This is a genomic window from Streptomyces sp. NPDC051217 (genome assembly GCF_044455465.1).
Classification (GTDB): domain Bacteria; phylum Actinomycetota; class Actinomycetes; order Streptomycetales; family Streptomycetaceae; genus Streptomyces.
This window is the reverse complement of record NZ_JBITEV010000006.1, coordinates 245,873-265,144: the sequence shown is the minus strand read 5'-3', so window position 1 is coordinate 265,144 and position 19,272 is coordinate 245,873. Positions and strand designations below refer to the sequence as shown.

16 protein-coding genes and 2 tRNA genes are annotated in these 19,272 nt (G+C 70.2%); 12 read left to right on the top strand and 6 right to left on the bottom strand.

Annotated features, from left to right (window positions below):
• Positions 1-27 precede the first annotated feature (27 nt).
• Both ACIBBB_RS16770 and ACIBBB_RS16765 read right to left on the bottom strand, forming a co-directional pair.
• Positions 28-1,401: an ABC1 kinase family protein gene (locus ACIBBB_RS16770; RefSeq protein WP_398982499.1), complete on the bottom strand. Its 1,374-nt coding sequence runs from the start codon at positions 1,399-1,401 to the stop codon at positions 28-30.
• A gap of 41 nt (positions 1,402-1,442) precedes the next feature.
• Positions 1,443-2,696 carry a TOMM precursor leader peptide-binding protein gene (locus ACIBBB_RS16765; RefSeq protein ID WP_398982497.1) on the bottom strand — a complete coding sequence of 418 codons (1,254 nt, stop codon included), beginning with the start codon at positions 2,694-2,696 and terminating at the stop codon, positions 1,443-1,445.
• A 186-nt stretch (positions 2,697-2,882) separates the two neighbouring features.
• Here ACIBBB_RS16765 and ACIBBB_RS16760 point away from each other — a divergent pair, with 186 nt between their 5' ends.
• The 4 genes from ACIBBB_RS16760 (at position 2,883) to ACIBBB_RS16745 (ending at position 6,749) form a co-directional block, all read left to right on the top strand.
• Positions 2,883-3,506, top strand: coding sequence for a M48 family metallopeptidase (locus tag ACIBBB_RS16760; RefSeq protein ID WP_398982495.1), 624 nt, complete (start codon positions 2,883-2,885; stop codon positions 3,504-3,506).
• Positions 3,507-3,619: 113 nt separating this feature from the next.
• Positions 3,620-5,275 carry a TerD family protein gene (locus tag ACIBBB_RS16755; protein ID WP_398982493.1) on the top strand — a complete coding sequence of 552 codons (1,656 nt, stop codon included), beginning with the start codon at positions 3,620-3,622 and terminating at the stop codon, positions 5,273-5,275.
• A 13-nt stretch (positions 5,276-5,288) separates the two neighbouring features.
• Positions 5,289-5,969 (top strand): AIM24 family protein, encoded by a 681-nt coding sequence (locus ACIBBB_RS16750; RefSeq protein WP_398982491.1) that lies wholly within the window; start codon positions 5,289-5,291, stop codon positions 5,967-5,969.
• 15 nt (positions 5,970-5,984) lie between these two features.
• Positions 5,985-6,749, top strand: a complete 765-nt coding sequence (locus ACIBBB_RS16745; RefSeq protein ID WP_189105579.1) for an AIM24 family protein — start codon at positions 5,985-5,987, stop codon at positions 6,747-6,749.
• Between the two features lie 77 nt (positions 6,750-6,826).
• Here the strand turns inward: ACIBBB_RS16745 and ACIBBB_RS16740 are convergent, their stop codons facing one another.
• Both ACIBBB_RS16740 and ACIBBB_RS16735 read right to left on the bottom strand, forming a co-directional pair.
• On the bottom strand, positions 6,827-7,366 hold the full coding sequence (locus ACIBBB_RS16740) for an NUDIX hydrolase (RefSeq protein WP_398982489.1): 540 nt from the start codon (positions 7,364-7,366) through the stop codon (positions 6,827-6,829).
• Positions 7,363-8,856: a zinc-dependent metalloprotease gene (locus ACIBBB_RS16735; protein ID WP_398982487.1), complete on the bottom strand. Its 1,494-nt coding sequence runs from the start codon at positions 8,854-8,856 to the stop codon at positions 7,363-7,365. Before ACIBBB_RS16735 ends, ACIBBB_RS16740 begins: the two co-directional genes overlap by 4 nt.
• A gap of 190 nt (positions 8,857-9,046) precedes the next feature.
• Here ACIBBB_RS16735 and ACIBBB_RS16730 point away from each other — a divergent pair, with 190 nt between their 5' ends.
• From ACIBBB_RS16730 to ACIBBB_RS16715, 4 genes are all read left to right on the top strand, one after another.
• A complete protein-coding gene (locus tag ACIBBB_RS16730) occupies positions 9,047-10,159 on the top strand; it encodes an SDR family oxidoreductase (protein ID WP_398982485.1) in 1,113 nt (370 codons plus the stop codon).
• Positions 10,160-10,288: 129 nt separating this feature from the next.
• Entirely contained in the window at positions 10,289-10,750 is a 462-nt protein-coding gene (locus tag ACIBBB_RS16725; RefSeq protein WP_398982483.1) for a molybdenum cofactor biosynthesis protein MoaE, read from the top strand.
• A 209-nt stretch (positions 10,751-10,959) separates the two neighbouring features.
• The gene (locus ACIBBB_RS16720; RefSeq protein WP_398982481.1) at positions 10,960-11,133 is read left to right on the top strand and encodes a hypothetical protein; all 174 of its coding nucleotides are present in this window, start codon (positions 10,960-10,962) and stop codon (positions 11,131-11,133) included.
• Between the two features lie 139 nt (positions 11,134-11,272).
• Entirely contained in the window at positions 11,273-12,364 is a 1,092-nt protein-coding gene (locus ACIBBB_RS16715; protein WP_398982479.1) for a PDZ domain-containing protein, read from the top strand.
• Between the two features lie 116 nt (positions 12,365-12,480).
• Here the strand turns inward: ACIBBB_RS16715 and ACIBBB_RS16710 are convergent, their stop codons facing one another.
• Positions 12,481-13,086: a PPA1309 family protein gene (locus ACIBBB_RS16710; protein WP_398982477.1), complete on the bottom strand. Its 606-nt coding sequence runs from the start codon at positions 13,084-13,086 to the stop codon at positions 12,481-12,483.
• Positions 13,087-13,236: 150 nt separating this feature from the next.
• On the opposite strand from ACIBBB_RS16710, the gene ACIBBB_RS16705 reads away from it, so the two are divergent.
• The 4 genes from ACIBBB_RS16705 (at position 13,237) to ACIBBB_RS16690 (ending at position 18,692) form a co-directional block, all read left to right on the top strand.
• A complete protein-coding gene (locus ACIBBB_RS16705; RefSeq protein WP_398982784.1) occupies positions 13,237-16,155 on the top strand; it encodes a UPF0182 family protein in 2,919 nt (972 codons plus the stop codon).
• A 42-nt stretch (positions 16,156-16,197) separates the two neighbouring features.
• Positions 16,198-16,271, top strand: a tRNA-Met gene (locus ACIBBB_RS16700).
• Between the two features lie 237 nt (positions 16,272-16,508).
• Entirely contained in the window at positions 16,509-18,506 is a 1,998-nt protein-coding gene (locus ACIBBB_RS16695; RefSeq protein WP_398982474.1) for a tetratricopeptide repeat protein, read from the top strand.
• A gap of 112 nt (positions 18,507-18,618) precedes the next feature.
• Positions 18,619-18,692 (top strand) — tRNA-Met (locus tag ACIBBB_RS16690).
• A 112-nt stretch (positions 18,693-18,804) separates the two neighbouring features.
• Here ACIBBB_RS16690 and ACIBBB_RS16685 read toward each other — a convergent pair.
• Complete coding sequence (locus tag ACIBBB_RS16685; protein ID WP_398982473.1) at positions 18,805-19,221, bottom strand: Fur family transcriptional regulator; 417 nt, start codon at positions 19,219-19,221, stop codon at positions 18,805-18,807.
• Between the last annotated feature and the right edge of the window lie 51 nt (positions 19,222-19,272).

The following is a 19,272-nucleotide window of genomic DNA, read 5'->3' as shown; positions in this document are numbered from 1 at the left end:
TGTCAACAACGCTCGTGATCAATACACCTAGGCGCCCGCGCCGGCCTCGGTCTCCTCCTCGTGGGCGAACTCCTCCGGCAGGAAGCCCGGCAGCCACACCTCCAGTTCCTCGCGGAGCCGGACCGTGGCGTTCAGCTGGCACAGCACCCCGATCGTGCTCAGCGTGACGCGATGTATCAGCAGATAGGAGGGCGGCAGATTCAACTGCTTCCCCAGTTGGTGCGCCGGAGACCGCGGATCGGCTATCCGGGCCGCCTGGGTGCGCATCCAGCTCCGGGTGAAGGTGAACTCCTCCGCCTCCGCCGGCTCGATGATCGGCACCAGATACTCCAGCACCGCGTCCGGGTCGAGATCGATCGACTCCTTGACGAACCCCTCCGTGCGCAGGAGTTCGTACACCGCCTCGGCGTCGCCCTCCAGCGTCAGCCGCAGCGACTCGCCTATCGTCTCGGGCAGCCCGCCAGGCAGCCGGTCGACGGTGCCGAAGTCCAGTACACCGAGGCGCGGTTCACCCTCCGCGTCGGCGGGCGGCAGCAGCCGGAAGTTGCCCGGATGCGGGTCCGCGTGCAGCAGTCCCGTACGAGCGGGGCCCGAGAAGAGGAAGCGCGCCAGCAACTGGCCCGCGCGGTCGCGCTGTTCCTCGGTGCCCTCGGCGATCACGTCGGCCATCGGGATGCCGTCGATCCACTCCGTGACGAGCACCTGGTCGCACTGGTGCACCACGTCGGGCACGACCACGTCGGGATCCTCCGCGAACTCCGCCGCGTGCTCCCGCTGGGCCCCGGCCTCCAGCTCGTAGTCCAGCTCCTCCGACACCCGGTCCCGCAACTCGGTGATCAGGGGCTTGACGTCCATGCCCGGGATCAGCGGACCCAGCAGCCGGGCGAACCGGCTCAGCTGTGACAGGTCCGACAGCAGCGCCTCCCCGGCCCCCGGGTACTGCACCTTGACCGCCACATCCCGCCCGTCGTGCCACACCGCCCGGTGCACCTGGCCGATCGAGGCGGCGGCCGACGGCTTCTCCTCGAACTCCAGGAACAGCTCACGCCACTCCTCACCGAGCCGCTCGGCCAGCACCCTGTGCACCGTGCTGGTCGGCATCGGGGGGGCCGCCTCCTGGAGCTTGGTGAGCGCCGCCCGATAAGGCCCCGCCACCTCCTCGGGCAGCGCGGACTCGAAGACGGACAGGGCCTGCCCGAACTTCATGGCCCCGCCCTTGAGCTCGCCGAGCACCTTGAAGAGCTGGTCCGCCGTCCGCTGCTGGAGCTCCCGGCCCACCATCTCCGCGGACTTGCCACCGATCCGCTTGCCCAGACCCCAGGTGGCACGACCGGCGAAGCCCAGTGGTAGCGCGGCCAGCTTGGCAGTTCGGGTGACGGCCTTACGGGGAAGATCAGACATGCGCCCCTCCAAATCCCAGACAGCCGAGCCGCGTACGGCGGTTACCGCACCATTGTGTCCTGCGGCGCGCCGGGCACTGCCAGGCCCTCTCCCTCCTGTTCTCCTGCGGCACCGCAGGGGCAGGCTGGATGCGGCGCGATCCGCTCCGAACGCCAGTCGAGCAGCGGCAGCGTGATCTCCCAGCGCGCCCCGGTGCTCGCCGGCAGCTCACCGTCCAGGAAGGACAGCGCGTGGGCGGTGGTGAGACCGGCCACGGTGGTGGCGAGCCCCAGGTCACAGGCCGGTGTGACCGAAGCTCTCCGTCCCGACCGCCACTGAGCCAGCATGAGGGGCCATCCCGGCTCCCGGGCGGTCCGCTCCTCGGTCAGACAGCCCGCGCACGCCGTGGCGCCCGGCAGCACCAGCGGGCCCACCACCCCCGTGGCCTCGACAACTCCCGCGTAGAGATGAGGAGTCCCGGTGGCGATCCAGCGCTCGGCGGACGCCGGATCCGGGACATAGGCCGCGAGTCCGTCCCGTGGGGCGACGATCACCAGTGACAGCCCCAACCCGCCACCGCTCACCGTGGCCGCCCGCTCGTCGGCGCGCTCGCGGCGCTCGGTCGCCGTCGACCCGCCGGACAAGTCGTCGAAGGCTCCCGCCTGCGCCCCGTCCACATCGGCCGCCGGCCGCGAGCCGGGTCCAGCCGCTCTGACGGATCTGCCGGGAGCCGAGCGCCGTACCAGCAGCCGGGCCGCCACGTCCCTGCGCTCGCCGACCGATTCCACCGGCAGCCCGCCAGGAGCCACGTCCCACGCCTCGGTGCTTCCGCTGTCCAGCACATCCACCCGGCCCACCCCGGAGGCCGAGAGAGCCGAGGCGATGGCCGCCCCGACCCGGCCCGCCCCTCGCACCTGGACACGCATGGTGCGCCGTGCCGCCAGCCGCTCCATCGCCGCACCCGGCTCCCGGTGCGTGATCGACAGTGACGCCAGATCCGCCCGCAACCGGTCGAGCTCCATCTTTCGATTCCGTAACGCTTCGGCGGGCCGCCCGCCCGCCGTGCTGTCGTCCAGCAGCCCGGCCGCTGAGAGCCGGTCCACGAGCGCTTCCGCCTTGCCGTCCGGCAGCCCCAGGCTCCGCGCCTCGTCCCGCAGCAGCGGCAGCCCCCGTGTGCCGTCGAGCAGGTCGAGAAAGCTGCCCGTGGCCGTATCGACAGGGCCCACCACCACCGCGTGCGCGGGTGTGATTCCGAACTGAACCGTCTGCCGCTCCCGCCACGCCCTGCGCAGCGCGGGCTTCACCATTGGATGCATATTCGTCTCCCCCGTGATGCCTGTCCCGCGATCGGATTCCAGAATGCAAGGAACTGGTGAGAGGTGCGAAGAGTTATCCACAGGCATGGGGAATTAGACGTTCAAATGATGGGTGTATGGAGTGGACCAAGATCGAAAGGCCCCCGCGACGGGACGTTCCCCACTGACAGCGGGTAACGTCGAAGCGTGTCCGCCGACCCTTCCCCTCGCATTGCGGGGGAATCCCCACCGCACAGCGCCGGAAGCCAAGAGCGCAGCGTGACCGGCCGCCCGCAGCGCGGACCGGCGACGAGCGCCGTCGAGGTTCGCCGCAGCGCCCGGCGCAGCAGGACGGTCTCGGCGTACCGCGAGGGTGACCGCACCATCGTGCTCATCCCGGCCCGGATGTCGGAGGCCGAGGAGCGGCGCTGGGTGACCGTGATGCTCGACAAACTCGCGGCCCAGGAGAGCAAGCGCCTCCTCGGCGACAGCGATCTGACCGAGCGCGCCAAGCGGCTGTCCGAGCAGTATTTCGACGGCAGGGCCCGCCCCGCGTCCGTCCGCTGGGTCACCAACCAGAACACCCGCTGGGGCTCCTGCACCCCCGCCGAGGGCAGTATCCGCCTGTCGCACCGGCTGCAGGGCATGCCCGAGTACGTCGTCGACTACGTGCTCGTGCACGAGCTGGCCCATCTGCTCGTGCCGGGGCACGGCCCGCGCTTCTGGGAGTTGCTGGAGGCGTACCCGCGCACGGAGCGGGCCCGTGGCTACCTCGAAGGTGTCGTCGCCGCCGAGCGGCTGCCGCACCTGCCCACCGCCCCCGGAGAGTGACCGCGCCCCCTCGCCGATCGTGTACCGAATCTGTACCGGCTTGTCTCAATGTCGGACGCAACGGTTAGCCTGACGCGACGTGTTCAGCTCGGGATGGGGGACGGTCGTTACGCATGGCGAGGGAATTCCAACGCGGCCACAAGGCCAAGATCAGTGACCTCACGCAGGGGACGGATCTGTACGTAGGTGTGCAGATCGCGGCTCCCGGCTTGACGTTCGACATCAGCTGTTTCGGCCTCGACGCCAATGAGCAGCTCTCGGACGACCGGTATTTCATCTTCTTCAATCAGCCGAAGTCTCCCGAGGAATCCGTCCAGTTGCTGGGCGCGCAGTCGGGCGACACTGAATCGTTCCGTGTCACGCTCGACCGTATTCCGGCGAACATCCAGCGGCTGTCCTTCACCGCCACCATCGACGGTGCCGGACAGATGTCCCAGGTGGGCCCCGGATACATCCGGATAGTCGCGGGCGGGGAAGAAGTCGTCCGATACGCGTTCACCGGCTCCGAGTTCAGCACCGAACGCGCGGTGATGCTCGGAGACTTCTACCTCAAGGACGTCTGGCGGTTCGCCGCCGTCGGCCAGGGCTTCGACGGCGGTCTCGACGCGCTCCTCAAGAACTTCGGCGGCGAAGTCGCCGAAGAGGATGCGGCCGCGGCACAGCCGCCCGCCCAAGGAGCCGCACCGTCGTTCGCCCCGCCGCCCGGCGGCGCCGCGCCCCCTCCGGCTTTCGGAGCCCCGCAGGCCCCGCCCGCGCCGCAGGCCCCGCAGCCCGCGCCGTCGTTCGGCGCGCCCCCGCAGGCCCCAGCACCCGCACCCCACCCGATGCACGGCGCGCCGACCGTCGCCGCCCCGATGCCTCCGGCGCCCGCGCCGTCGCCGTACGCGCAGCCGCCCGGTCCTCCGGGGGCACCGCAGCAGCCGCAGTTCGGCCAGGTCCCCGGTCAGCCTCCGGGTCAGATCCCGGGCCAGGTGCCCGGCCAGTTCCCCGGTCAGGGACAGCCGCCCGGAGCGCCCTCGCCGTACGGGCAGCCGACACCGCCTCCATACGGAGGCCAGCCCCAGGGCGCACCGCCCCCGGGCATGCCGCAGGCGGGCCAGCAGGCCGGCGCGGGTCTCGTGGCGGCGCTCCAGCCGTACAAGGAGGCCGCCACCGGCCAGCGCTGGACCCCGCAGAACCAGCAGCTGATGCGCGTCGACCTCGCCATGGGCGGTGCACCCGTCCTGGCCCGCCAGGGCAGCATGGTCATGTACCAGGGCAAGGTCGACTTCGGCTACAAGGGCGCCGGCTTCGCGGGCCGCATCGTCGGCAACGCGACCGGCCAGGAGATGCAGCTCATGCGCTGCTCCGGCCGCGGCCAGGTCTTCCTCGCCGAGGAAGCCTCGCATCTGCACCCGATCGAACTCCAGGGCGACGCCATCTGCGTCTCCGCGGAGAACGTGCTCGCCTTCGACGAGTCGCTTCAGTACGAGGTCCGCCGCATCGAAGGCCACGGCATCCCCGGTGGAGCCCTGTTCACCATGCAGTTCCAGGGCACCGGCACCGTCGTCGTGAAGACCCACGGTGTCCCGGTCGTCCTGCCGGTCACGCCCATGACCTTCGCCGACTGCAACGCCGTCGTCGCCTGGTCGGCCGCCTCCCAGGTGATCCTCTCCAGCCAGGTCCGGCTGCGCCGCAACGCGTATCCGGGACACAGCGGAGAGACCGTGAATCTGCAGTTCCGGGGAGCCCCCGGAAACTTCATCGTCGTCCAGCCGTACGAGGTCTGAGGGAGTCCGGCACATGAACCAGCAACTCGCGGGCTTCGCCCCGACCCCCGTCTCGGCCCGGATGGAGAATCACGGCCGCACCATGCTCAAGGTCGCCATGACCAGCGGGCAGGACCTCTACGCGCGCACCGGCTCGATGGTCGCGTACGAGGGCTTCGTGCAGTACGAGCCCAACCCGCCCGCCGTACGTCAGATCGCCGGCCAGTGGGTGACGGGCGAAGGCACACCGATCATGAAGTGCGCCGGCGACGGCCTGCTCTACCTGGCCGACTACGGCGCCGACGTCGTCGTCATCAACCTCAACAACGACTCGATCTCGGTCAACGGCACCAATCTGCTGGCCTTCGACGCGCACCTCCAGTGGGGCGTCGAGAAGGTCAAGGGGCTGGCGAAGTTCGCCGGACAGGGCCTGTGGAACGTCACGGTCGGCGGGACCGGCTGGGTCGCGCTGACCTCGCGCGGCACGCCGATCGTCGTCGACTGCGGCCGTGGCGAGGACGAGACGTACGTCGACCCCGACGCCCTCGTGGCCTGGTCACCCGGGCTCAAGGTGAAGGGCAAGCGGAGCTTCAAGGCATCGTCCCTGATCGGACGGGGCAGCGGGGAGGCCTACCAGATGGCTTTCTCGGGCCAGGGCCTCGTCGTCGTACAACCGAGCGAGGACAGCACCGACCGCCTGCGGATCCGGGGCTGAGGGGGAGGAAACATCATGCAGAGCCCGCTTTTCGGACTCGCGGAGACGCAGTCCCAGGACCGCTACGTCGTACAGAACCCGCAGCTTCTGCGGGTCGCGCTCACCGGCCACGACGACGTTCTCGCCCGCAAGGGCGCGATGGTCGCCTACCAGGGGCTCATCGACTTCGACGGTGAGTACCAGTCCCAGGGCCAGCGGCGTGCCAGGGCGAACACCGGCGAGGGACTGGACCTGATGCGCTGCTCGGGTCAGGGGACGGTCTACTTCGCGAATCTCGCGCAATACGTGCACGTCGTGGATGTCGACCAGGAGGGCATGACCGTCGACAGCGCCTATGTCCTGGCCCTCGACTCCACGCTGCACACCGAGGTCATCGCGGTGGACAGCCAGTACGGCATCTCAGGCTCCGGCAAGTACCAGCTCAACATCTCGGGCCGCGGCAAGGTCGCCCTGATGACGTCCGGGCAGCCGCTGATGATGCTCGTGACGCCGGACAAGTACGTGAACGTCGATGCCGACGCGATCGTGGCGTGGTCCTCCGCGCTGCGGGTGCAGATGCAGGCGCAGACGCACTCCTCGGGCGTACGGCGCCGGCGCGGCAACACGGGCGAGGGCTGGGAGCTCAGCTTCCTCGGCCAGGGCTTCGCGCTCGTACAGCCCAGTGAGGTCATGCCGCCGCAGAACGCGGAGATCGGACAGGGTGCGCGTGCGCAGTTCGGCGTGGGCCAGCAGGGCGCCCACGCGCAGAACCAGAACAACGTCTGGAACAACGCGCGCTGAGCCCGGCCGATCCGGCCGGATCGGCCCGTTCGGTCCGTCAGGGGCGGTCTCCACGGAGGCCGCCCCTCTCGGTGCCGTCAGCCGTGGACCTGCTCGGAGAGCGCGGTGCGCGTGCGCTCCAGCAGCCGTACGACCGACCCGTCGGCGACCGCCGCCACCTCGTCGTACGCGAACCAGCGCAGATCCAGCGACTCCTCGCTGATCTCCTCGACCGCGCCCACCGGCGCCAGAGCGGCGTACTGGACGTCCAGATGCCAGTGGCAGGGCGCGGGAATCGCGTGCCGGTCGAGCTGTACGGGCCCGCCCGGCAGCAGTGTCAGCCCCCGGATCCCGGACTCCTCCGTGGCCTCGCGCAGCGCCGCGGCCGCGAGGGAGCCGTCCCCGGGCTCGCAGTGGCCGCCCATCTGGAGCCACATACCGAGCTTCTTGTGGAGGGTCAGCAGAACACGGCCGCGCGCCGGGTCGATCACCAGCGCGCTCGCCGTGACATGCCCGGCCTCACAGGACTTCCACATCCCGTCCGGACGGGCCGCCAAGTGCTCCAGATAGATCCCGCGCAGCGCTTCCTGACCGTCGTACGTCTCCAGTACGCGGACGGCGTCGTCGTGCAGACTCACTTGCCGCTGTCGCCCTTGTCCTCGTCGCCGCCCTCGTCCTGGTCGTCGGGGTGGTCGCTGTCCTTCTCGGAACGCGTCTCCGGGTCCTTCTCCAGCTTCGGCTTGCCGCCCGCCGCGTCGCCGAGCAGCTTGTCCAGCTCGGAGAAGTCGGCGGGCTCGTGGTGGACGAACCCGTCAGGGTCGTCCAGGTCCGAGGCCGTCGGCAGCATGTCCGGGTGCTGCCAGAGCCCGTCGCGGCCGTCCACGCCCCGCGCGTCCGTGAGCGAGGCCCAGAGCCGGGAGGCGTCCCGCAGCCGCCTGGGGCGCAGCTGAAGGCCGATGAGGGTGGCGAAGGTCTGCTCGGCCGGTCCACCCGACGCGCGGCGCCTGCGCAGCGTCTCGCGCAGCGCGTCCGCCGACGTCAGCCTGGTCCTGGCCGCCCCGTGGACCACCGCGTCCACCCAGCCCTCGACCAGGGCGAGCGCCGTCTCCAGACGCGCCAGGGCGGCCTTCTGCTCGGCCGTGTCCTCCGGCTGGAACATGCCCTGCTGAAGCGCTTCCTGAAGCTGCTCGGGGTTCGAGGGGTCGAGCTGGCTGACGGCGTCCTCCAGCTTGGAGGCGTCGACCTTGATGCCCCGGGCATAGCCCTCGACGGCTCCGAACAGATGCCCCCGCAGCCACGGCACATGGGCGAAGAGCCGCTGGTGCGCCGCCTCGCGCAGGGCCAGATACAGTCGCACCTCGTCCTGGGGGATGCCGAGGTCCTTGCCGAAGGCCTCGATGTTCAGCGGGAGCAGCGCGGCCTTGCCGGCCGGGCCCAGCGGCAGCCCGATGTCGGTGGAGCCGACCACCTCGCCCGCCAGGACGCCCACGGCCTGCCCGATCTGCTGGCCGAACATGGCGCCTCCCATGGAGCGCATCATGCCGATCAGCGGCCCGGCCATGGCCTGCATCTCCTCGGGCAGCACATCGCCCATGGCGGCGCCCACGCGCTCGGCCACCGGGTCGACGAGCTGCTGCCACGCGGGGAGGGTCGCCTCGACCCACTCCGCGCGGCTCCACGCCACGGTCGATCCCGCACCGGACGGCAGCGACGTCACGGCGTCCAGCCAGACATCCGCCAGCCGCACGGCCTCCTCGACGGCGATCCGCTCGCCGGGGCCCACGCTGGTGTCCTTCGTGCCGTCGGGCGTGCCCTGCGAGACCGTCTGGCGGGCGATCTGCTTGGCCATGTCCCAGTTCACGGGACCGCCCTCGTAACTGAGCATCTGGCCGAGCTGCTGGAACGCGGCGCCCAGATCGTTGGGGTTCATCGACCCGAACATCGCCGCGAACGGGTTGTCACCGCCCTGGCCGCCGGAGCCGCCGGGCAGGCCGAACCCCGAGAAGGGGTTGCCCCCGCGGCCTTGGCCGCCGCCACCCTGACCACCTCCGGCGGGGTCGTTCTTCTTGCCGTCGCCGTCCTCTGGCTCCTCCGGCGGAAGGCCGAATCCGAATGGGGTGTCACTCACGGGTTTCCTCGGCTCGTTGGGCCGCCGGCTTTTCCGCCGGCGGCGACTGCCCGACACCACCCAGCGTAGACATCCGAGGCCGCATCCGGGCTCGGTGCTCCGCCAATGCTTGGCCTGCGGCAGGATGGACGCCACCTGGTACGTACGTGTTGTACACGTCCGTACTGAAGACAACCGCTGGAGACGCCCGGTGAGTTCCCCAGATCCGCAGGTTCGCGCAGCGCGAAACCGCTCAACCCCGACCCCGCCACGCGGCCCCGTCGTGGCGGTCACCGGAGCCGCCTCCGGGGTCGGCGACCTGCTCACCCGGCGCCTCGCGGCGTCGGAGGAGATCAAGCAGGTCGTGGCGATCGACGAGCGCCGCGGTGAGGTGGCCGAGGCGCAGTGGCACATCCTCGACGTACGGGACCCGGCCATCGCCGAGAAACTGCGCGGCGCGGACGTCGTGGTGCACCTGGCGCTCGATCTGGACCTGGAGCGGGACGCGGCGGCCCGTACGGCCTACAACGTCCGAGGCACCCAGACCGTGCTCACCGCCGCGGCCGCCGCGGGGGTGCACCGGGTCGTCCTGTGCACGTCGGCCATGGTCTACGGGGCCCTGCCCGACAACGACATCCCGCTGTCGGAGGACGCCGAACTGCGCGCCACGGCGGAGGCCACGGGCGTCGGCGACCTGCTGGAGATCGAACGGCTCGGCCGCCGCGCGCCGCGCGCACACCCCGGCCTGAACGTCACGGTCGTACGCCCCGCTGTCCTCGTCGGAGGCACGGACACCGCCCTGACCCGCTACTTCGAGTCGCCCCGGCTGCTGGTCGTCGCGGGCTCCCGGCCCACCTGGCAGTTCTGCCATGTGGACGACCTGGTCAGCGCCCTGGAGTACGCCGCGCTGGAGAAGGTCGACGGCGAGTTCGCGGTCGGCTGCGACGGCTGGCTCGAACAGGAGGAGATCGAGGAGCTGAGCGGCATCCGCCGTATGGAGCTGCCGTCCGCCGTCGCCCTCGGCGCCGCGGCCCGGCTGCACCGGATCGGCCTCACGCCGTCCCCGGCCGGCGATCTCGCCTACACGATGCATCCCTGGGTGGTCAGCGTCAGCCGTCTCCACGACGCGGGCTGGCGTCCACGCTGGACCAACGAGGAAGTCCTCGGCGCGCTCCTCGAAGAGGTCGAGGGCCGCCACACCGTCGCGGGCCGCCGCCTCGGCCGCAAGGACGCCACCGCCGCCGGTGCCGCCGGTGCGACCGTCGCGCTGCTCGGCGCGGCAGCGGTCGTACGACGCGCCCGTAAGGCGCGCCGACGCCTCTGAGCGCCCTGCGCCCCCCCGGCAGCCGCCCACCCCGCCGACGTCCTCCGCAGGACGGTCCGGGCCGGCGGGCGGGCAGCCGTTCGAACGCGCCATTACGTGATGCCGGTGCCGTACGGCACGATGGGCCGCATGGCAAGCAACGAGGCGCACCCGGGTGAGCAGGCGGCACAGGACCCCATCCGGCTGCTGGCGATCCGCGAGAGCCCGCTGTCCGTCGACGAGATCTTCCAGGCCGTCGGCGACGACGCGGCGGGAGGCACCGCCCTGTTCGTGGGCACGGTCCGGAACCACGACGGGGGTGCCGATGTCGACGCCCTCGGATACTCCTGTCACCCGTCCGCCGAGGCCGAGCTACGCCGGGTGGCCGAGAAGGTCGTCGCCGACTACCCCGTCCGCGCACTGGCGGCCGTCCACCGTGTGGGTGACCTCGCCGTCGGGGATCTGGCGGTCGTCGTCGCCGTCTCCTGCCCGCACCGCGGGGAGGCCTTCGAGGCCTGCCGCAGGTTGATCGACGATCTCAAGCACGAGGTGCCGATCTGGAAGCACCAGACATTCTCCGACGGCACGGAGGAATGGGTCGGGGCCTGCTGACGCCTTTCCCGCACGCTTCCAGACCGCTTCCAGACCGCTTCCACACCGCTTCCACACCGCTTCCGCACCGTTTACATCACCGCCGCGTCGCCCTCTGTTCCCATGTGGCCCGATTTGCGTAACCGCACCCCTGCCAGCAGCGTTGAAGCAGCAGATGGCTAATCTGCTGATCACTCGTTTCGCACTCACACATGGGTAAGGAGGTCGGGATGGCCGCGCTTGCCTGGTTGCTGATTCCGCTCTTCGCCGCCATCGGCGCGGCGATATGGGGAAGCTGGGTTTCAAGAGACCGGACCACCGGAGATGTAGCCGAACTCGCCGGCTACGCGCGCTTCCGTGACGCGATGGCGAAGTCCCACCCCGCCACGACGGACGCCACCTGACGCGAGCCGCCCGCACCCTCGCCGGTCCGGTCGGCGTCTCTGACCGCCCGCCCGTCCGGCCACGCGCCGGGCCCAGGCCCGGCCCCGTACGGACCGGCCCCGAGGGTGCACTGACGGACCCTTCCCGTACTGTCGTTCCATGCCACGCCGCACCGCGACGATGCTCGCCTCCACCCTCGTCCTCATCGCGCTGCTCTGTGCGGGAGTGTTCATCCGCGTTCCGTACGCGGAGATGAGTCCCGGTCCGACCGTGAACACACTCGGCGACGCGAATGGTGGGCCGGTGCTCCAGATTTCCGGCCGCAAGACTTATCCCACGTCCGGTCATCTCAATATGACGACCGTCAGGGTCACCGGCGCGGATTACAAGATGAATGTGGTCGAGGCGGTCTACGGCTGGCTGTCGCACGACAACATCGTGGTGCCGCACAACACGCTCTATCCGGACGGCAAGACGGAAGAGCAGTCCACTCAGGAGAACGCCGAGGAGTTCAGCCAGTCCCAGGAGAGCGCGAAGGTCGCGGCCCTGAAGGAGGAGAACATCCCCGTCACGTCGCGGGTCGTCGTCTCCGCGGTCGTCAAGGACAGCCCCTCCGACGGCACACTGCACGCCGGTGACGTCATCAAGGCGGTGGACGGCAGGACCGTCGAGGCGCCGCCGGACGTCGCCGAGATCGTCACCAAGCACCAGCCGGGCGAGGACGTCGAGTTCACCATCATCCCGGCCAAGGTCGCCCAGGCGGCCGAGAAGGCAGGCAAGGAGCCCGAGGGCACCGAGAAGGTGACGATCAAGACGGTGAAGTCGGACGAGGGCGACGACCGCGCCATCGTCGGCATCCAGGCCGGGACGGACCACACGTTCCCGTTCGAGATCGACATCAAGCTGGCCGACGTGGGCGGGCCGAGTGCCGGTCTGATGTTCGCGCTCGGGATCGTCGACAAGATCACGCCCGGCGATCTCACGGGCGGCAAGTTCGTCGCGGGCACCGGCACGATCGACGACAACGGCAAGGTCGGGCCGATCGGCGGGATCGGGATGAAGCTCGTCGGCGCCCGGGACGCGGGCGCGCGGTACTTCCTCACACCGGACGAGAACTGTTCGGCCGCCGCCTCCGACATCCCGGAGGGCCTCACGCTGGTGCGCGTGAAGAACATCAAGGACGCGGCGGCGTCCCTGGAGAAGATCAAGGGCGGCGACACGGACACCCTGCCGAGCTGTTCGACGAAGTAGCCGGGGCCGGCCGGAGCGAGTCGGCCGGAGCGAGCCGGTCGGAGACAGTGGGTTCGATCATTCCCCGGACGGGGCCGCGGGTGCGGCCCCGTCCGGCGATCGAGGTCAGGCGGCCGTTACGCCTCGAAGGTCGCGGCCAGGGCCTCGGCGAGGCCCGGGACCAGGCCGGCGCCGGTCAGTACCTGCGTCGGTGAGTCCTTCTCACGCAGCCGCAGCGCCGAGTCCCGCGTCCCGTCACGCAGAACGGCGACCGTCATCCGTACCTCCTGACGGTCCGGGTGGGCGGCCACCCAGTCCACGAGCGCTGACTCGTCGAGCCCTTCGGGCACCGACGCCTCGGCGGACGGCGGCAGCATCAGGCGCTCCACCGTGATCGCGCAGCCCGCCACCGCGCCGGGCCAGGCGATCGTGGCGAGGAACTCGTCGAGCGGAGTGCCCGCGGGGATCTCGTCCTGCTCGACGGGCGTGAGCGGGGCGGGTGTCGAGCCCTCGTCGAGACCGAGCTGGGTGGCCAGCTCCGGTTCGTCGGTGCGCAGTCGGGCCGTGTCGACGAGCGCGAAGAGCCTCGCCGGCTGGTCCCAGCCCAGGCCGGAGGCGTATTCGTCGATCTCCAGCACCGCACGGGTGATGGGGGTCGAGGCGACCGGGCCCGACGCCGAAGGAGGCTCGTCGGACGAGGACGCGGAGGAAGAGTTGGGGGAAAGGTTGGACATGGCCAACATCCTGCCTCCTTCCGACCCCCGTGCGGGAACTAGGTAAAGCCTCAGTAAGTTGCATGAGTGGGCCCTACGATCGCTTGGGCCCGCTTACAGACGCTGATTCAGCTGCTTCACACGACCGCGAACTTCGAGGTGCGCACGTTGGCTTTCCAGATGCCGGACCGCGGCGGAGGCCCGACCGGGCCACGGATCAGAGTGGGCCGGCCGTCCAGACGTGCCCGGACCCTGCTCATGACACTGGGCATTCTGGCCGTTCTGGCCATGATGTTCGTCATGTTCGCGGGGTTCTGGACCGACTGGCTCTGGTATCGCTCGGTGAAATACTCGTCCGTTTTCACCACCACCCTCTGGACCAAGATCGGCCTGTTCGCGGTCTTCGGTCTGCTGATGGCGGCAGCCGTCGGCGTGAACATCTGGCTGGCGCACCGGCTGCGTCCGCCGCTGAGCGCGATGTCGCTGGAGCAACAGAGCCTCGACCGGTACCGGATGGGCATCGCCCCGTACAAGAAGTGGGTGCTGCTCGGGATCACCGCCCTGGTCGGGCTGATCGCCGGAGCGTCCGCCTCCGGACAGTGGCGTACGTGGCTGATGTGGGTCAACGGTGTGTCCTTCGGCCAGAAGGACCCGCAGTTCCACATGGACGTGAAGTTCTACGCGTTCGACCTGCCCTGGTACCGCTTCATGCTCGGCTTCGGTTTCGCCGCCGTCGTACTGGCGTTGATCGCCGCCGCGCTGACCCACTATCTGTACGGAGGGCTGCGCGTCACCAGCCCCGGCGCGCGTGCGACGGGCGCGGCCACCGGTCATCTCTCGGTGCTGCTCGGTGTGTTCGTCTCGCTCAAGGCCGTGGCGTACTGGCTCGACCGGTACGGACTCGCGGTCAAGGCGAGTGACTTCAAGGCGACCGGCAACTGGACGGGTCTGCGGTACGTCGACGCCAACGCCTATCTGCCGGCGAAGACGATCCTGTTCTGCATCGCCGCCATCTGCGCCGTGCTGTTCTTCGCGACGCTCTGGCGCCGCACCTGGCAGCTGCCGGTGATCGGCTTCGGTCTGATGGTCCTGTCCGCCATCCTGATCGGCGGCCTCTACCCGGCGATCGTGCAGAAGTTCCAGGTCCAGCCGAACGAGCAGGCCAAGGAAGCCCCGTACATCGAGAAGAACATCGACGCCACACGCGCCGCGTACGGCATCGACAACGCCGATGTGACGGACTACTCCGGCAAGGGCGACCCCGACCAGAAGTCGCAGCAGCGCGAGGCCGCCGATTCGGCCGCCAGTTACCGCCTGGTCGACCCCAACGTCGTCTCGCCCGCCTTCCAGCAGCTCCAGCAGGAGCGCAAGTACTACCAGTTCCCCGACACGCTGGACGTCGACCGCTACCTCGGCCCGGACAAGAAGCCGCAGGACACGGTCATCGGTCTGCGCGAGCTGAACATCACCGGTATCCCCAAGCGCAACTGGATCAACGACCACTTCACCTACACCCATGGGTACGGAGCGATCGCGTCCAAGGGCACCGGGACGGTCACCAACGAGAACGACGGCACGATCGGCGCGCCCGACTTCACCGAGTCCGGACTGCCGACCACCGGCCAGCTCGGCGAGTACGAGCAGCGGATCTACTACGGCGAGAAGACCCAGCAGTACTCGATCGTGGGCGGCCCGCAGAAGGAGCTCGACTACGAGAAGAACGGTGAGAACACCACCAGCTACAAGGGCAAGAGCGGTGTCGATCTCTCCAATCCGGTGAACCGCGCGGCGTACGCCGTGGCGTTCAGCGAGCCGCAGATGCTCTACTCGGGCGCCATCGGTGAGGGTTCGCGGATCCTGTACAACCGCACCCCGAAGGAGCGCGTCGAGGCCGTCGCACCCTGGCTGACCATCGACGGCGACGCCTACCCCGCCGTGGTCGACGGCAGGATCAAGTGGATCGTCGACGCCTACACCACGACGAACGGCTATCCGTACGCGTCCCGTACGACGCTGGGCGACACCACGGCCGACTCGCTGACCAACAACCAGCGCGCGGTCGTCGCTCAGCAGAACCAGGTCAACTACATCCGCAACTCGGTGAAGGCCACCGTCGACGCGTACGACGGCTCGGTCAACCTGTACCAGTGGGACACCGAGGACCCGGTCCTCAAGACCTGGATGAAGGCCTTCCCGAACACGGTGAAGCCGAAGTCGGACATCAACCCGGAGCTGCTGGCCCACCTGCGCTACCCGCAGGACATGTTCAAGGTCCAGCGTGAGCTGCTCACCCGCTACCACGTCACGGACGCCGCCCAGTTCTACAGCGGCTCCGACGCGTGGCAGGTGCCCGACGACCCGACGAACAAGGACAGCAGTGCGGTCCCGCCGTACTACCTGAGTCTGAAGATGCCGGGGCAGTCGGCCCAGAAGTTCTCGCTGACGACGACGTTCACACCCAACGGACGTCCCAATCTCGGGGCGTTCATGGCGGTGGACGCCGATGCCACCAGCAAGGACTACGGCACCATCAGAGTTCTGAGAGTGACCTCCACGGTCCAGGGACCACAACAGGTACAGAGCGAGTTGAACGGCGTGCCCGAAGTCGCCGAGTTCGTGCGGAACCTGAGAGGCACCGACTCGGACATCGAGTACGGCAACCTGCTGACGGTGCCGCTCGGCGGAGGGTTCCTGTACATCGAGCCGGTGTACGCCCGAGGCGGCAGCGCCAACTATCCGCTGCTGAAGAAGATCGCCGTCTCCTACGGAGGCAAGCCGGTCTTCAAGGACAGTCTGTCCGAGGCGCTGAACGCGGTGTTCGGTGTCGACGGTGCCGAGCCACCACCCGAGACGCAGCCACCGGGCGACGACGACACGACGACGCCGCCGGCCACCGGTGACGCCGCGCTCAAGAAGGCCATCGCCGACGCGCAGAAGGCGTACACCGACGGTGAGGCCGCCCTCGCGAAGCAGGACTGGGTGGCGTACGGGAAGGCCCAGGAGGCCCTCCAGGACGCCCTGGCGCGCGCGGCCGGGGCGGAGGCGTCCACGGACACGCCGGCCAAGCCTCCGGCGGGCGGTAGCGACGACAGCAGCTGATCAGTAACAACCCCGCGTCGTGGTACGGTTGGGACACAACGACGCGGGGTGGAGCAGCTCGGTAGCTCGCTGGGCTCATAACCCAGAGGTCGCAGGTTCAAATCCTGTCCCCGCTACTGTCGAAGCGAAGGCCCGGATCCGATCAGGATCCGGGCCTTCGCTCTGTGTTGTGATGCCGTCGTACCTGTTCGTGTCCGGTCCGTGACAGCCTGTCCGGTGAAGTGGGTGGTGGCGGTGGGGAGTTGACCGGAGAGGCGTTTGAGTTGTCTCTCTGTGGGCATGTCGACAAAACGCTGAAGTGACCTTGGTGGCCGCGATATACCAGGTGTACGCGGGTAACAGGTGGTGCAACGATGGATTTTATGGGGGACAGGGCAACTCTGTTGGAGACAGGGCGGTTTGTACAGCGACAGGTAGACAGTTCCGCCGAGGCCGAGAATTCCAAGGGCGCGACCGGTGCCATACCGGTCGGCGGCCCCACGGAGAGCGCCGACGCCGAGACGGAGGCGCGCCACCGGCGTGCCGCCGACGGCGGCGATGTCGCGTCGATGAGTGTGCTCGGGGCGCTGCTGCTGCGCCGCGGTGACCTCGACTCCGCCGAGAACTACCTGCGCTCCGCGACCGCCGGGGGCGACCGCGCCGCCGCCAACAACCTGGGTGTCCTCCTTCACCAGCGCGGTTACACCGAAGAGGCGTCGGGCTGGTGGCGGGTCGCCGCTGTCGCCGGCTCGGCCGCGGCCGCTCACGCCCTCGGCAGGCACTACCGCGAGCAGGGCGACGAGCCCGCCGCCGAGTACTGGCTGCGGCAGTCCGCCGAGCAGGGGCACGCGCTGGGCGCCTACGCGCTCGCCGATCTGCTGGAGCACCGCAGCGACGTCGGTTCGGAGCGGTGGCTGCGGGCCGCCGCCGAGCAGGGGCACCGGGAGGCCTCGTACCGTCTCGCGCGGGCACTGGAGCGGCGGGCGCGCCAGGCCGCGCGTACCGGCAACACCGTTCGCGCGGTCATCACCGGCAAGGCCGGGCGCGACCGTACGGGCGACAGCGCGGACTCCGGTGTGCGCGGGGCCGCCGTCGGCGTCGTCGGCATCGAGGGGGCCGGTCCCGGTACGGGCCCCGGCGCCGAGGCCGACGCCGGGCAGTCTCTGCTGGCCGAGGCCGCCCAGTGGTACCGGCAGGCGGCCACGCGCGGGCACCGCCGTGCCGCGCTGCACCTCGGCGCGATCCTGGAGGGCCGCGGTGAGCTGAAGGAGGCCGGGCGCTGGTATCTGACGGCCGCTCAGGACGGCGAGGCGCGGGCCGCCTGCGCCCTCGGCTTCCTGCTGCGCGACGCCGGTGACGAGGAGAGCGCCGCCGTGTGGTGGCTGCGCGCCGCGCAGGACGGCGACGGCAACGCCGCCAACGCGCTCGGCGCGCTCCACGCCGCGCGCGGAGAGCAGCAGACCGCCGAGCGCTGGTACAGGGCGGCGATGGACGCGGGCGACGTCAACGGCGCCTACAACCTCGGGCTGCTCTGCACGGCCCAGGAGCGGACGGCACAGGCCGAGCAGTGGTATCGCCGGGCCGCGTACGCGGGCCACCGCGAGGCGGCCAACGCCCTCGCCGTGCTGCTCCTCCAGGCCGGGGATCCGACGGGCGCCGAGCCGTGGTTCTCCAAGGCCGCCGAGGCGGGCAGCGTCGACGCCGCGTTCAACCTGGGCATCCTGCACGCGGGCCGTGACGACGACCGTGCGGCCCTGGTCTGGTACGAGCGGGCAGCGGCGGCCGGGCATACGGAAGCGGCCCTTCAGGTGGGCATCGCGTGTCTCAGGGACGGTGACGAGCAGGCGGCGGAGCGGCATCTGCGCTGCGCCGCCGGTGGCGGCAGCGCCGAGGCGGCCTTCCGGCTGGCGACGGTGCTGGACGCGCGGCAGCCGCCGGCGGGCGCGCCGGCGCTCGGTGAGGCGCAGCCGGAGAAGACCGAGTGCGAGCAGTGGTACGAGCGCGCGGCCGAGCACGGTCACCGGCGTGCCCAGGTGAGGGTCGGGATGCTCGCCGCGGGCCGCGGCGACATGACGGACGCGGCGCGCTGGTACCGGGAGGCGGCCGAGGCGGGCAGCCGTAACGGCGCCTTCAACCTGGGGCTGCTGCTGGCCCGCGAGGGCAGCGAGCGGGAGGCGGCGCTCTGGTGGTCCCGCGCGGCGCAGGCCGGCCATGGGCGCGCGGCGCTGCGGCTCGCGCTGCTCGCGGCCCGGCGCGGGGAGCTGGCCGAGGGGCAGAGGTGGTGCGCCCGCGCGGTGGAGCTGGGACCGTCCGAGGTCACCGAGCGGGCCGCGCGGCTGCGCGAGGCGCTGCACCAGGAGCTGACCGCGTGAGCCGCGGTCGCCGTCGGGCGACCGCGGCTCGACGGGCCGGCCGGTCGGCGGCCGGGCGCCGAAACAGGGATTTGCGCTGGTCGACGGGGTGACGTAATGTCGAGTTCACCGACGCGGGGTGGAGCAGCTCGGTAGCTCGCTGGGCTCATAACCCAGAGGTCGCAGGTTCAAATCCTGTCCCCGCTACTCAGAAGGACGAAGGCCCGGATCCTGATCAGGATCCGGGCCTTCGTCATGTTCGCGGGCCATGAGGGCCATGAAGGCCGTGTTCACGGCTACGGGGCCGTGCGAGGTGGGTTCAGGCCTGGGCGCAGTTGGGACAGGTGCCCCGGTACGTCACTTCCACGTCCGAGATCGCGAAACCGAAACGCTCCGTCGTCGGCAGGTCGGCCAGCAGATCGCCCGTCGGGTGCACGTCGCGGATCGTGCCGCAGTGCGCGCAGACGAGGTGGTGGTGCGGCCGGTGGGCGTTCGGGTCGTATCTTTTCGCGCGCCGGTCCGTTGAGACCTCAAGAATCTCGCCGAGCGTCACCATCTCGCCCAGCGTGTTGTACACGGTCGCCCTGGAGATCTCGGGGAGCCTGGCGACGGCGCGCGCGTGCACCTCGTCCGCCGTGAGGTGTACGTGGTCCCCGTCGAGGACCTCGGCCACCACGCGTCGCTGTGCGGTCATCCGCCAGCCGCGTTCGCGAAGTCGTTCCAACAGGTCACTCATGGGGGTCAGCTTAACAGTGAAGCCGCCCAGATCCTGAACGAGTGTGGAGTT